9 protein-coding genes are annotated in these 12,425 nt (G+C 71.4%); 1 reads left to right on the forward strand and 8 read right to left on the reverse strand.

What is annotated here, in order from left to right; translation table 11 throughout:
* Window positions 1-91: 91 nt before the first annotated feature.
* The 8 genes from ACZ7D7_RS25925 to ACZ7D7_RS25960 form a co-directional block, all read right to left on the reverse strand.
* Window positions 92-475, reverse strand: a complete 384-nt coding sequence (locus ACZ7D7_RS25925; protein ID WP_470827322.1) for a pyridoxamine 5'-phosphate oxidase family protein — start codon at window positions 473-475, stop codon at window positions 92-94.
* A gap of 30 nt (window positions 476-505) precedes the next feature.
* Complete coding sequence (locus ACZ7D7_RS25930; protein WP_470827323.1) at window positions 506-757, reverse strand: hypothetical protein; 252 nt, start codon at window positions 755-757, stop codon at window positions 506-508.
* Window positions 758-1,121: 364 nt separating this feature from the next.
* Window positions 1,122-2,138 carry an Acg family FMN-binding oxidoreductase gene (locus ACZ7D7_RS25935; protein WP_470827325.1) on the reverse strand — a complete coding sequence of 339 codons (1,017 nt, stop codon included), beginning with the start codon at window positions 2,136-2,138 and terminating at the stop codon, window positions 1,122-1,124.
* 30 nt (window positions 2,139-2,168) lie between these two features.
* Entirely contained in the window at window positions 2,169-2,615 is a 447-nt protein-coding gene (locus tag ACZ7D7_RS25940; RefSeq protein WP_470827326.1) for a hypothetical protein, read from the reverse strand.
* The gene (locus ACZ7D7_RS25945) at window positions 2,615-5,230 is read right to left on the reverse strand and encodes a multicopper oxidase domain-containing protein (RefSeq protein ID WP_470827327.1); all 2,616 of its coding nucleotides are present in this window, start codon (window positions 5,228-5,230) and stop codon (window positions 2,615-2,617) included. The genes ACZ7D7_RS25940 and ACZ7D7_RS25945 overlap by 1 nt, the downstream gene beginning before the upstream one ends.
* Window positions 5,211-6,485 carry a TIGR04053 family radical SAM/SPASM domain-containing protein gene (locus ACZ7D7_RS25950; protein ID WP_470827328.1) on the reverse strand — a complete coding sequence of 425 codons (1,275 nt, stop codon included), beginning with the start codon at window positions 6,483-6,485 and terminating at the stop codon, window positions 5,211-5,213. Before ACZ7D7_RS25950 ends, ACZ7D7_RS25945 begins: the two co-directional genes overlap by 20 nt.
* 382 nt (window positions 6,486-6,867) lie before the next feature.
* A complete protein-coding gene (locus ACZ7D7_RS25955) occupies window positions 6,868-7,371 on the reverse strand; it encodes a hypothetical protein (RefSeq protein WP_470827329.1) in 504 nt (167 codons plus the stop codon).
* Window positions 7,372-7,482: 111 nt separating this feature from the next.
* Window positions 7,483-8,316: a DUF2249 domain-containing protein gene (locus tag ACZ7D7_RS25960; RefSeq protein WP_470827330.1), complete on the reverse strand. Its 834-nt coding sequence runs from the start codon at window positions 8,314-8,316 to the stop codon at window positions 7,483-7,485.
* A 398-nt stretch (window positions 8,317-8,714) separates the two neighbouring features.
* Here ACZ7D7_RS25960 and ACZ7D7_RS25965 point away from each other — a divergent pair, with 398 nt between their 5' ends.
* Window positions 8,715-12,425 carry a nitrate reductase subunit alpha gene (locus ACZ7D7_RS25965; protein ID WP_470827331.1) on the forward strand — a complete coding sequence of 1,237 codons (3,711 nt, stop codon included), beginning with the start codon at window positions 8,715-8,717 and terminating at the stop codon, window positions 12,423-12,425.

The raw sequence follows: 12,425 nt of genomic DNA on the forward strand, positions 1-12,425 counted from the left end.
GGTCCCACCCCAGCGGCGGCCGTCTCTCGGCGGAAACCATTCCGCGCTCTGACGGCGGGAGGCGGCCGCTGTCTACCCCCGCCTGCGGGGCCTATGGCGCGGGCGGTCGAAGCAGACGGGAGCCGGTCACGAGGCCGGGCCGATCCGCACGCCGTGTTCCCCCTGCCCGCCGGTCCAGGGGGTCTGCGCGCGCCGCCAGCGGGCCACCTTCCAGGGACGCAAACCCGGTAACGATCACGCTCCAGCCCGTATGGGACACCGGGGCGATGTCGCCGGCCTCGAAGACGACCATGCTCTGTGCGCCCACGGGCCCCAGCACCGCGGCTTTTGCGTCGGTACGGAAGACGATGCAGCCCGCGTCGTCCACGGCGTGGTTGACCGGCCGGATCGCGGGCAGCGCCTGATGTGAGAACACCACCCGCCCCAGTGGCACTCCCGCCAGCAGGTCTGGTGACTGCGTGCAGTCCAGTTCCACGATCCCGCACCGGCGTAGGCCGCGTTCCGCTCACTGCGGCGTTCCGTCGGTGAGTACTGTTTCCTGGGCTGAGAAGGTGAGGCGTTCGGCAGCAGCGGGCCACACCACCTCGACGGGCAGGTCACGTCCGCGTGCGTAGGCCACCAGAGGTTCGACGCCCTGGGCGTCGACGGCCGGCGAGCCGTCCCACACCGCGATCACGCTGTGGCAGGTGTTGATGATCTGCTCGTCAGCTACCGCACAGGCGCCCAGATCGCGCGGGTCGAACTCCAGCAGCCGCACATGGTCGGCCAGGAACAGCAGCTCTCCCGCAGCAGCTCGGTCCTGTGCGGGCAGCGGTGTGGTTTCCTGTCAAGTCCTTGTGTTCAGCTCGGCAGGCTGGCTGAGAGTTGGCTGGGCGCACGGCTCGCCGACCTGTTGTGACCTGCGGCACTCGGTCCTGTCCACCTGGCCTTGCGCGGGCACGAACTCCACCGAGGTCGCCCAGCGCGGCAACAGCGTCGACCTGAGCGCTCCACCAAGTACCTCTACGACCGGCAGTCGATCAACGACCCGCTCATTGAAGCCCTGCTGCGCGCCTACGATCAGCCTCTTGCGCTGGACCAGTAACGCCCGGGGCATGGCGAAGACCGTACGACCGCAGCGCTCACTTCGTTTCGGTAGGGGGTGCGGGCGCTCGTGAATAAGTGGCCAAGTGCCCGGGCGCTCGTGGTGTGCCTACGCCGTCCGGGCCGTATCCGAAGAGGATCAGCAGCTGTGGATGGCAGCGCTTGTGGCGTGGGAGGGCCATCGCCGTGCGCAGGTCGTGCCATTCCATGGTCTGGTGCAGGATCGAGGTGCGCAGTCCTCGGGCGGTCGCCGTGAGGAGGACGTACTGCAGGGCCTGGCCGGTGCGCAGCCAGTCCTGCCGTCGGTCGTGTCCTGTCCACAGCAGGGCCAGTTGGACGTGGCGTTCGAACCACAGGGCCGGCAGGCGGAGGGCCGGGAGCGCGCTGGTGAAGTCCCGCATCGGCATCCGTGCGGCCGCGTCGGGCGGGCCGAGGGCGGTGACGGGTATGCCGTAGGGGGCGTTCGCTCCTGGGGCGTTGATCCAGGCGAGGGTTTCGGCTGCGCGGTCCGGGTGGGCGTGGTTGCGTGCCTCGGCTGCGGAGGTCAGGCGCAGCAGCCGGCGTGTTCCGGCGATGTCGGGAACGTGCAGCCGTGCGCCGGCGGCGTGTGCGGCTGCCGTCATCTCCGCGACGATCGGCTCGGGCACCGGTCGGCCGGTGAACGGCATCCGGCTGGTGTGCCTCCGTGCGATGGCCTCATAGAGGCCGGGGTCCGGGGGCTGATCGTCCGCAGCGAGCGGACCGGTCAGCCGGACGGTTGCCAGCAGGCCGGGTTCGTGCGGGTCCGGCAGCAGCCTCACCTCGGGGCGCCGGCCCTGGTGGAGGGCGGCGAGGCGGAGGTTGAAGACCGCCGCGCCCACGGACAGGTACTGGGCGCGGTGCATCGGGTCGGCCAGCGGCAGCGTTCGCGCCGACGCCGAACGGACCTCCAGCGCTTGGCTGTCGGGGTTCAGGCGGAAGCGCCAGGGCTGGGTGTTGTGGATCGACGGGGCTGCTACGGCCGCAGCCAGGAGCGACTCCACGGTGGCTGGGTCCAGCAGGACTTGGGTACGCATGATGCCTCCAGATTTCTTCGTTGCCGCGGGTCAGGTGGAGGGGAGGGCGGTGGCCAGCAGGACGACGCCGAGGGAGCCGACGAGGGAGACGACGGCCAGGGTCCGGGCCAGGTCGGCGCGGCCTTTGGCGTGGGCGATGCCGTGTCCCGTCGCGGCGAGCATCACGACCACGAACAGGGCGAGTTTGGTGGCCAGGGTGCGGCCGTAGCCGGGTTCGGCCAGTGAGGCCCAGGTGACGCCTCGGTGCCAGGCCATGGCCCAGCCGGTGCCCAGTTGCACCGGCAGGAACACCGCGCCGGTCAGCATTCCGAACCGGCGGCCGGCCGCGGCGGTGAAGCGGTCCTTGGCGTCCGCGTCGAGCAGGTGGCGGGCCAGCGGCAGGATCACCAGGGACAGGGCCAGTTGGCCGCCGACCCACAGGGCGGCGCCGGCCACGTGCGCGAACCGCACCAGGGACCACACACCGACGGTGTCCATCAGTCGTTCACCTCCACCGTGCCGTGGGCGCCGGCTTCGGCGTGGCGCATGTCGTGGTCGACGAACGCGTAGTGGCCGGCTGCGGGGAACGTCGTCTCGACGAAGCCGCCTTGCGCGGTGGCCAGGTCCAGCACCTGGGAGCCGCCCGCCTGGTTCGGCTTGAGCAGGTAGGTGCCCTCCTTGTACACGGTGTCGAAGACAGTGCCGACGATGTGGAAGGCGATGCCGTCGCTGGGGCCTGCGGCGACCACCCAGAAGCGGGCCCGCTCGCCGGCCTTCACCTTCAGGGGCCGCTGTGTGTACTGGTTGGCGACGCCGTTGAACGCCCAGGCGTCAGGGGTGTTCTGGCGCATCTTCGTCACCTGGGCGGTGCTGCCCGGTGTGCCGAGGTAGAGCTCGGAGGAGACCAGCACGTACTCGTGGTCCACCTTCTTCAGGCCGGGCGGGTCGATGATGACGGCGCCGTACATGCCGTTGCCGATGTGCTGGAGCATCGGTGCGGTGCTGCAGTGGTACAGCCACGCTCCGGCTTTCTCGGCGCGGAAGCGGTAGACCAGCCGCTGGCCGGGCTGGATCGTGCGCATGGGCTCGTCGGGGGCGAGGGAGCCGGCGTGGAAGTCGATGCCGTGGCCCATGCCGTGGTCGTCGTTGACGAGGGTCACCTCGAAGACGTCGCCGACCTTTCCGTGCAGGGTCGGACCCGGTGCGGTGCCGCCGAAGGTCCACATCTGCTGCTTCACGCCCGGGGCCACCTCGATCTCGGTGTGGGCGGCGCGCAGTTCGACCTTGTGCACCGTCCCGCCGGGTGCGGGGGCCAGGTCGGCGCCGCGTGACTGCCAGCCGGAGGAGAAGTCGGCGGAGAGGTCCGGCCCGCCGTCGGTGGTGGCGGTCGTGGAGTGGCCCTCGTGCGCGCCCGCGCCGTCGGTGTCGCCGGTGACGACGATGTCCATGGTCATCCCGGCCGCACGGTGGCCCGGCAGGGTGCACCACGCCTTGCGGTTCTCGGTGATCCGCCCGAGGTTCAGGACGCGGGTGTGGCCCTTGGCGAGCATCGGAGTCGTGGGGCCGTCCTCGACCCTGAGGTCGTGGCGCTGGGCGTCGGTGTTGGTGACCTTCAGCCGCAGGTCGGTGCCTGCGGCGACCTCGATCCGGGCGGGGCGGATGCGCATGTCGGCCAGGGTGACGGCGACCGTGCGCGTGGGGCCGGTGCCCGCGCCCGCCGTCCCGGAGGCGACGGCGGGGCCGTCGGTGTCCCCGCCGCTGTTCGCCACGAGCACGGCCAGCACGATCAGTACGGCCCCCGCGGCGGAACCCCACAGGACGGGCCGCCGCGTCCCACGGCTGGGGCCGGTGTCCCGTAGGGGCCCTCGGCCGCTGCGCACGAGCACGGCCGCGGTCAGGGCGAGGAAGGCGATCCCGGCCGCGGCGGCCAGCAGCGTGCCCGCCGTGTCGGCGGTGCCGGGCAGGGGTGTCGCGAGCAGGGCCACGCCGAGGTTGAGCACGACCAGCCTCGACGGCCAGCCCCGCTCCAGCACCGCCCGCAGTGCAGCGCGTTCCTTGGGACCGGAGGCGAGCACGATGGGCAGCAGGTAGGTCAGGGCCCCGACCAGGATCTGCGCGACGAAGCCGATGAGCAGCACGGGAATCAGGGCGTCGATCCCGGCCTGCGCTGCCGTGAGCGGGCGGGTGATCAGGAGCGCCAGATCCGCCAGCACGGCGACGAGCAGCCAGCAGGTGGCCGTCGCCAGCATCCAGGCCGCGGCGGCGGAGACGGGCCGGCTGCCGCGTACGGTGCGGACGAACAGGTTCACCGCGACGGCCGCTCCCGCGGCGTACAGGGTGAGTCCCGCCGCAGCCGGCCAGCGCCACCCGGCCGTCAGGGCGGCGGCGGCCACCAGGAGTCCGCTGCCGGTGAGCCAAAGTACCCAGCGTGCCACCCGGGTGGTGCGGTCCTTCATCCGGACGCCCAGCACGGTGGGCCACAGCATGAAGAGGGTTCCCAGGACGGGCAGCCCGATCCAGCCGAGCAGGGTGACGTGCAGGTGAGCCAGGCGCAGCCCGGCGTACCACTGCGGGCCGGCCCTGCCGGTGGCCAGCAGCCAGCCCAGCACCCCGCCGATGATCAGTGCCACAGCGGCGGCCCGGTAGTAATCGGCGATCGGGGCGAGCCGTCCGCCGAGTGCGCCTCGTCCCAGGCGGATCAGGACCACCAGGTGCGCGGCGATCGCGGTGATCAGCAGGGCGCAGCCGGCGCCGATCACAACGGGCAGGTCGGCCCACACGCCGGTCAGCACGGCGACGACCGCGGCATTGACGCCGGCCAGCCGGGCATTGCTCCACCGCTGGTCCGGCCGGGGCGCGTGCAACATGGCTACGGCGAAGTGCTCGCTCCACACGACGATCGCGGTGGTGGCCGCGCCGAGCAGGAACAGGTGGATGGCCAGCCAGCGGGCCACCGGCAGTGTCTGCTGGGCGCCGGCGGCGATCAGCGCGAGGACGGCCCAGGTGGCGATCAGGGCGTGGGCGGCCAGGTGCCGACTGCGCAGCCCGGACGTCTTGAACCTGCTGGGCGGGGGAGCGTCGCCAGCGGCGGGGTCATCGTTCTTGCGGTACATGGTGCTCCTTGCCGCCCGGGGCGGCGGTCGAACCCTCACGCGTGCCGGGCCCGACGGCGGTGCCGCCCGGCAGCAGGGCGGTCAGTTCCCGCTGGTAGGGGAAGGATCCGGGGACGTAGCCGCACCACGGCTCTTCGGCGAAGGGGTCGCCGGTGACGCCGTAGGCGCGGGAGCGTGAGCCGCCGCAGACCCGGCGGAACTCGCACTGCCCGCAGCGGCCGCCGAGCATGTCGGGGGCCCGCAGGCCGGTGAACAGCGGTGAGGTGCGGTAGATCGACGTCAGCGGCGTCTCGCGCACGCTTCCCGCGCTCAGCGGCAGGAAGCCGCTGGGGTGCACGGTGCCGGTGTGCGAGACGAAGACGAAGCCGCGGCCGGCGTTGACGTCCAGCGGCGGTCGCCGGACCCGGCGCGTTCCGGCGTCCAGTCCCAGCTCGGCGGCCCGATCGGTCAACTCCCGGTACAGCGGCCCGAGTCCGAGCACCGTCTTGTGGTCGTCGCCCGCGTCGGCGAGTACCTGGCGTTGCAGGGCGACGCGGCGGAAGTGGTGGGCCTCGGTGGTCTTGGCGGGGATCGTCAGGCCCACGTCGTAGACGAAGTTGAGGACGTCCTCCACCTCGCCCAGGGTCAGTGCGCCGAGGGTGCGGCCGCGGCCGGTGGGCACCAGGAAGAAGGCGCTCCACAGCATCGCCCCGTGCTCGGCGACGAGGCTGACGATGTCGGGGAGGTCGTGGAGGTTGTGCCGGGCGACCGTGGTGTTGATCTGGACCTTCATGCCGAGGGCGCGGGCGGTGTCCCAGGCGTCCAGGGTCCAGCGGAACACGCCGGGCACGCCGCGGAAGTCGTCGTGGAGTTCGGCGGTGGAGCCGTCCAGGCTGAGCGAGAGCCCACTCGCGCCCGCGGCGTGCACCGCACGCAGCCGCTCCTTTGTGAGCGTCGGCGTGCCGGAGGGGGACACAGCCACCCGGACCCCGATTCCCTTGCCGTAGGCGATGAGTTCGGTCAGGTCGGGGCGCTGGAACGGGTCACCACCGGTGATGACGAACAGCGGGGCGGGCTGCCCGAAGGCGGCCACCTGGTCCAGCAAGTCCTTGGCGGCGGCGGTGTCCAGCTCCCGCGGGTCGCGGTCGGCCACGGCCTCGGCGCGGCAGTGCCGGCAGGCAAGCGGGCAGGCGCGGGTGGACTCCCAGATGACGATGAAGGGCCGGTCGGCCGCGTCGTGCCGCTGGCGGCGGATGGCGTGGGCGGCGGCGCTCATCGCGCGGCCCTTCCCAGCGCCCTGGTGCTGTGTCCGGCCGCCCTGGAGTCAGGGCAGACGAGGCGGGCGGCCGGACGGTGACCGGGCCGGGCCGGGCGCGGCACCCACCGCGAGTGGCAGCGGTGGAATCGGCCTTGAGGGCGGTCGACGTGGTCGTGCACGGGATAACCTCCGGATCGGTCGCCGTCAGCATCCACCGGCGGCGGTGGGCGGCGCGGCGGCCGAACGGTCTTCTCGGACAGGGCCGACGGTCCCTGTCATCGGCGGGTGCGACAGGGCCGGACGGGCCGTCGGGACGACAACGACGTGCCGGGGCGCCGTCGGAGCGCTCTCTGAGGAGCGGGCCAGGGTCCAAGTTCCGTCCGTGCGCGCCGCCTTGTGTTCAGGAGCGGTTCGGGGAGCGGGGTGTCAGGGCGTCCGCGGTGGCCACCATGGCGATGCCCAGGCCGGTCAGTGCGGCCCCCAGGCCCGTGACCAGGGTCGTGAGGTGCCATGCCTGGTAGGCGGACATCAGTGAGGCGCGCAGGGACTGGCCCATGAACGCGGTCTGGCGCAGTTTGGAGAGCTTCTCGTCGTCGCCTCCGGTGGCGTGCAGTTCCGCAGTGATCTCGGCGTAGGTGCGGCCGCCGGTGGCGTGGGCGAGATTGCCCTTGATGAACTCGGCGTAGGCGTGCGCCTCGGGACCGCTCTCCACGTACCGCCCGGCGTAGCCGGCGAGCTCGGCGGGCAGCCCATGGCCGGGGAAGGTGATCTTCTGGGCGGCCAGCTCGGTCCGGATCTCCTTCCTGCCGCTGCGGCCGCGCAGCACCATGATGGGCCCGGCGATTGCCAGAGCTGTGCCGACTGTTGCGAGCAGGGCGCCGGCCCGACGGTGTGGTCTGTCCATAACCTACTGTCCTTCTTTCCTCGTGTGCTGGGGCGTGTTTGGGGTGCTGCGGGCGCGCCCATGTCGGGTGGAGCAACAGTCCGCGCGCCGCCGGAGGCGGAGGGTGCCGCGTCAGCTGTGGCTGAGCCGGAGCCGCCAGGCTTGCGGGCCGCGTTGCAGGTACTCCACCGAGAAGACTCCGGGGCTGCGCTGTTCGATCTGGGCGAGCAGGGGCAGCGGGTCGTGCGGGGCGACCAGCACCATCGCGGTGCCCGCCGGGACGGCGTCCAGGGCGCCGAAGACCGTGGCGTGGCGCAGTGCGTGCGGAACCTCCCGCACGTCCAACTCGGGCTCGGCCGTCTCCTCCGCACCGCCGCAGCCGCACACTCCGCCGCAGCCGCCGGTCTCCTCGTTCTGTTCTTCCCGCACGTCCTGTCCTTTCTCGGTGTCCTGGGTTCGGTCGGCGCCCGTGGCGGGCGTGCCGTCGGCGATCCGGTGATGCATGTCCGTGAGCAGTTCCGCCAGGCAGACCTCGGGGGTCATGGCGAGCAGGGGCAGCACGAGGCCGTTCTCCTTGGCCACGTGCTCTTCGAAGAGCACCTGCAGGGCCCGCGCGTCTGCCGCCGCCCCCGCTGGGCTGGGTGCGGTGCGCAGGGCGTCGACGAGGGCTGTGAGGCAGCGGTGTTCGCCGATCAGGCTCTCGATGAGCAGGCGGGCCTCGGGCATGCCGTGCGCGACGGGGTAGAGCGCGGTTTCCTCGGCTGCGGCGTGCGGCAGCAGTGACCGGTCGCAGAAGGTGATGAGACCGGCGTAAATCTTCTCGGCGGCGCTCGGGTCGCGGTCCACGGCGGTGAGCAGCATCTTCACCCGTCCGGCCAACCCCCCGGCTAGCCGGGCGTGGTGTGCTTCGGCGCCTTGGAGTGCCGTGGCGTCCTGGGGGTCCGAGGCGAGGGTGAGCACGCTCATGGTCGTGTCTCCAGCAGGTCGGGCCGGCGCGACCGGCCGATGCGGGCGGGGATGGCATCCCGGAGCCCAACGTGGGGCGGATGCCGCGTCCGGCCGCGTGAGCGGCCGGACGCTCGAGCGAACCGGGCGCCACGCGCCGTACGCGCTACACCTGCGGCAGCCGGGGACGGGGGAATCGGCCGCCTGGCAGGCACGGAATGCGGTCGTACAGATGGGCATCTGCGGTTCGATCAGTGCCCAGCATGCACCCCGGGCGCAGCCGACTCCCCGGCCGACCGGACCCAAGCACTGGGACCATTGGTCCCTATCACGACCAGCCAGATGGGGCCGGACGACCATCCGGCAGGGACCGCCAGCCCCACGTGCGCCATGGCCTGCGGCTTCTAGCGTTCCTGGCCATGGAGAAGGATCAGAACGCACGGCGCCAGGCGCTGCGCGCCGGTGAAGACTGGCCGCTGGCCGCCCACAGACTGTTGACCCGCCGTGAGGTGTCGGCCGACGGACGCGCCGTCTTCGGAGAAGGCGACCCGAAGTGGGAGAGCTTCTACCGGGACCGGTGGGCGCACGACAAGGTGGTGCGCTCCACCCATGGCGTGAACTGCACGGGTTCGTGCTCGTGGATGGTGTATGTCAAGGACGGCATCATCACCTGGGAGCACCAGGCCACCGACTATCCGTCCATCGGCACGGACTGCCCCGAGTACGAGCCGCGCGGCTGCCCGCGCGGGGCGTCGTTCTCCTGGTACACCTACTCGCCCAGCCGGGTCCGCTACCCGTATGTGCGCGGCGAGTTGCTGAAGCTGTGGCGCGAGGCCCGGGGGCGCCTCGGTGACCCCGTGGCGGCGTGGGCCGAGATCACGTCCGACCCGGCCAAGGCCCGCGCCTACAAGCGGGCCCGCGGCAAGGGCGGCCTGGTGCGCGCCGACTGGGACGAGGTGAGCGAGCTGATCGCCGCCGCCCAGGTGCACACCGTCAAGGCGTACGGCCCCGACCGCGTCGCCGGCTTCTCCCCGATCCCGGCGATGTCGATGGCGTCGTTCGCGGCCGGCGCGCGGTTCCACTCGCTGATCGGCGGCACCCTGCTGTCCTTCTACGACTGGTACGCGGACCTGCCGATCGCCTCGCCGCAGGTCTTCGGCGACCAGACGGACGTGCCGGAGGCGGCGGACTGGTGGAACGCGGGCTATCTGATCATGTGGGGCTCCAACATCCCCGTGACCCGCACGCCCGACGCGCACTTCCTCACCGAGACCCGCTACAACGGCACCAAGGTCGTCGCCGTCAGCCCCGACTACGCCGACAACGTCAAGCACGCCGACGAGTGGATGGCCCCGCACCCGGGCACGGACGGGGCGCTGGCGATGGCCATGGGGCATGTGATCCTGCGCGAGTTCCTGATCGACCGCGAGGTGCCGTACTTCCAGGACTACCTGCGCAAGTTCACCGACGCGCCGTTCCTGGTGACCCTGCGCGAGCACGCCGAGAGCGGCCTGGTCCCAGACGGCTTCCTGACCGCCTCGGACCTCGGACACGACACGGAGACCGAAGAGAACGCAGCGTCCAAGACCGTGCTCCTCGACTCGGCCACCGGCGAACCGGTGGTGCCGAACGGCTCACTCGGCTTCCGCTGGGGGGAAACCGGGCAAGGCCGCTGGAACCTCGACCTGGGCGATGTGGTCCCCGAGTTGAGCCTGCTCAACAGTGCGCAGGACACGGTGGCCGTGGCCCTGCCGCGCTTCGACGAGGGTGCGACCGAGGGCGGCTCGGTGATGGCCCGTGGGGTGCCCGTCCGCAGGATCGGCGGACGGCTCGTCACCACCGTCTTCGACCTGATGCTCGCCCAGTACGGGGTGCAGCGGCCGGGTCTGCCGGGCAGCTGGCCCACGTCGTACGACGACGCGTCGCAGCCGTACACCCCGGCCTGGCAGGAGACGATCACTTCCGTGCCGGCCGAGCAGGCGTCCCGTATCGCCCGGGAGTTCGCCCGCAACGCCGAGCGCACCAACGGGCGTTCGATGATCGCGATGGGTGCCGGCACCAACCACTGGTTCCACTCCGACACCATCTACCGGGCCTTCCTGGCGCTGACGACGATGACCGGCTGTCAGGGCGTCAACGGCGGTGGCTGGGCGCACTACGTCGGCCAGGAGAAGGTCCGCCCCCTTACCGGGCAGCAGCATCTGTCGTTCGCGTTCGACTGGCAGCGGCCCACCCGGCACATGGCGGGCACCTCGTACTGGTACCTGAACTCCGACCAGTGGCGCTACGAGGCGTTCGGACCCGACGAGCTGGCGTCCCCGCTCGGTGAAGGCCGCTTCAAGGGGAAGGCGTTCGCGGACACGCTCGCACAGGCGATACGGCTCGGCTGGACGCCCGGCCACCCAGGCTTCAACCGCAACCCGCTCGACCTCACCGACGAGGCCGCGGCAGCCGGTCAGCCGGTCGCCGAGCACATCGTCGACGAGCTCAAGTCCGGCAGGCTGCGGTTCGCGGCCGAGGACCCCGACGACCCGGCCAACTTCCCGCGTGTGCTGACCGTGTGGCGGGCCAATCTGCTCGGCTCCTCCGGCAAGGGCAGCGAGTACTTCCTGCGCCACCTGCTCGGCACAGACGCGGCCGTCCGCTCCGAGGAGACCCCGCCCGAGCACCGGCCGAAGGACGTGGTGTGGCGGGCGGAGGCCCCCGAGGGCAAGCTCGACCTGCTGGTCACCATGGACTTCCGGATGACCTCCACCGGCCTGCTCTCCGACGTCGTCCTGCCGGCCGCGACCTGGTACGAGAAGGACGACCTGTCCAGCACGGACATGCACCCCTTCGTCCACGCCTTCACCCCGGCCATCGCCCCGCCCTGGCAGGCCCGCACCGACTACGACACCTTCCTCACCCTCGCCGACCGGTTCAGCGAACTGGCCGCCGACCACCTCGGCACCCGCACCGACGTCCTCGCCGTGCCGCTCACACACGACACCCCCGACGAACTCGCCCAGCCCGGCGGTGTCGTACGGGACTGGAAGACCGGCGAGTGCGAACCGGTCCCGGGCCGCACCATGCCCAAACTCGTCGTCATCGAACGGGACTACGCCGCCGTAGCGCAGAAGATGCGCGCCGTCGGCCCGCTGCTGGACACCCTGGGCACCACCACCAAGGGCATCACCGTCCACCCGGACCGGGAGATCGACGAGCTGCACCACCGCAACGGCACCGTCCGCGACGGGATCGCCGCCGGACGGCCCGCGCTGGCCACCGCCACCCACATGTGCGAGGCGATCCTCGCCCTGTCCGGCACCACCAACGGACGCCTCGCCACCGAGGGCTTCCGCGAACTGGAGCGGCAGACCGGCAGCGAGGGCCTGGTGGAACTCGCCTCCGAACGCGAGGCCGAGCGGATCACCTTCGCCGACACCCGCACCCAGCCCCGCTCGGTGATGACCTCCTACGAGTGGTCCGGCTCGGAGACCGGCGGGCGGCGCTACTCGCCGTTCGTCATCAACACCGAGCACAAGAAGCCCTGGCACACCCTCACCGGCCGCCAGCACTTCTTCGTCCAGCACGACTGGATCACCGAACTGGGCGAACAACTCCCCGTCTACCGGCCACCGTTGAACACCCCCCGGCACTACGGCGACGAGCACCTGCACGACAAGGACCGGGCGGAGGTCACCGTCCGCTATCTCACCCCGCACTCCAAGTGGTCCATCCACTCCAACTACCAGGACAACAAGTACATGCTCGACCTGTCCCGCGGCGGCCCGGTGATCTGGATGTCCACCGCCGACGCCGAGAAGATCGGCGTGAAGGACAACGAGTGGATCGAGGCGTACAACCGCAACGGCGTCGTCGCCGCCCGCGCGGTGGTCACCCACCGCATGCCCGAGGGAACCGTGTACATGTACCACGCCCAGGACCGCAACGTGAACGTGCCCAAGACCGAGGTCAGCGGCAAACGCGGCGGCATCCACAACTCCCTGACCCGGCTGCTGCTCAAGCCCACCCATCTCGCGGGCGGCTACGCCCAGTTCACCTATGCCTTCAACTACTACGGCCCGACCGGCAACCAGCGCGACGAGGTCACCGTCATCCGCCGCCGCAGCCAGCAAGTGGAGTACTGA

The sequence above is a fragment of the Streptomyces sp. NPDC037054 genome (genome assembly GCF_055606745.1).

Excerpts from the sequence above, each read along its gene's own strand:
- ACZ7D7_RS25935 (WP_470827325.1), bottom strand. The coding sequence starts at position 2,138 with ATGCGTACCCAAGTCCTGCTGGACCCAGCCACCGTGGAGTCGCTCCTG.
- ACZ7D7_RS25940 (WP_470827326.1), bottom strand. The coding sequence starts at position 2,615 with ATGGACACCGTCGGTGTGTGGTCCCTGGTGCGGTTCGCGCACGTGGCC.
- ACZ7D7_RS25945 (WP_470827327.1), bottom strand. The coding sequence starts at position 5,230 with ATGTACCGCAAGAACGATGACCCCGCCGCTGGCGACGCTCCCCCGCCC.
- ACZ7D7_RS25950 (WP_470827328.1), bottom strand. The coding sequence starts at position 6,485 with ATGAGCGCCGCCGCCCACGCCATCCGCCGCCAGCGGCACGACGCGGCC.
- ACZ7D7_RS25955 (WP_470827329.1), bottom strand. The coding sequence starts at position 7,371 with ATGGACAGACCACACCGTCGGGCCGGCGCCCTGCTCGCAACAGTCGGC.
- ACZ7D7_RS25960 (WP_470827330.1), bottom strand. The coding sequence starts at position 8,316 with ATGAGCGTGCTCACCCTCGCCTCGGACCCCCAGGACGCCACGGCACTC.
- ACZ7D7_RS25965 (WP_470827331.1), top strand. The coding sequence starts at position 8,715 with ATGGAGAAGGATCAGAACGCACGGCGCCAGGCGCTGCGCGCCGGTGAA.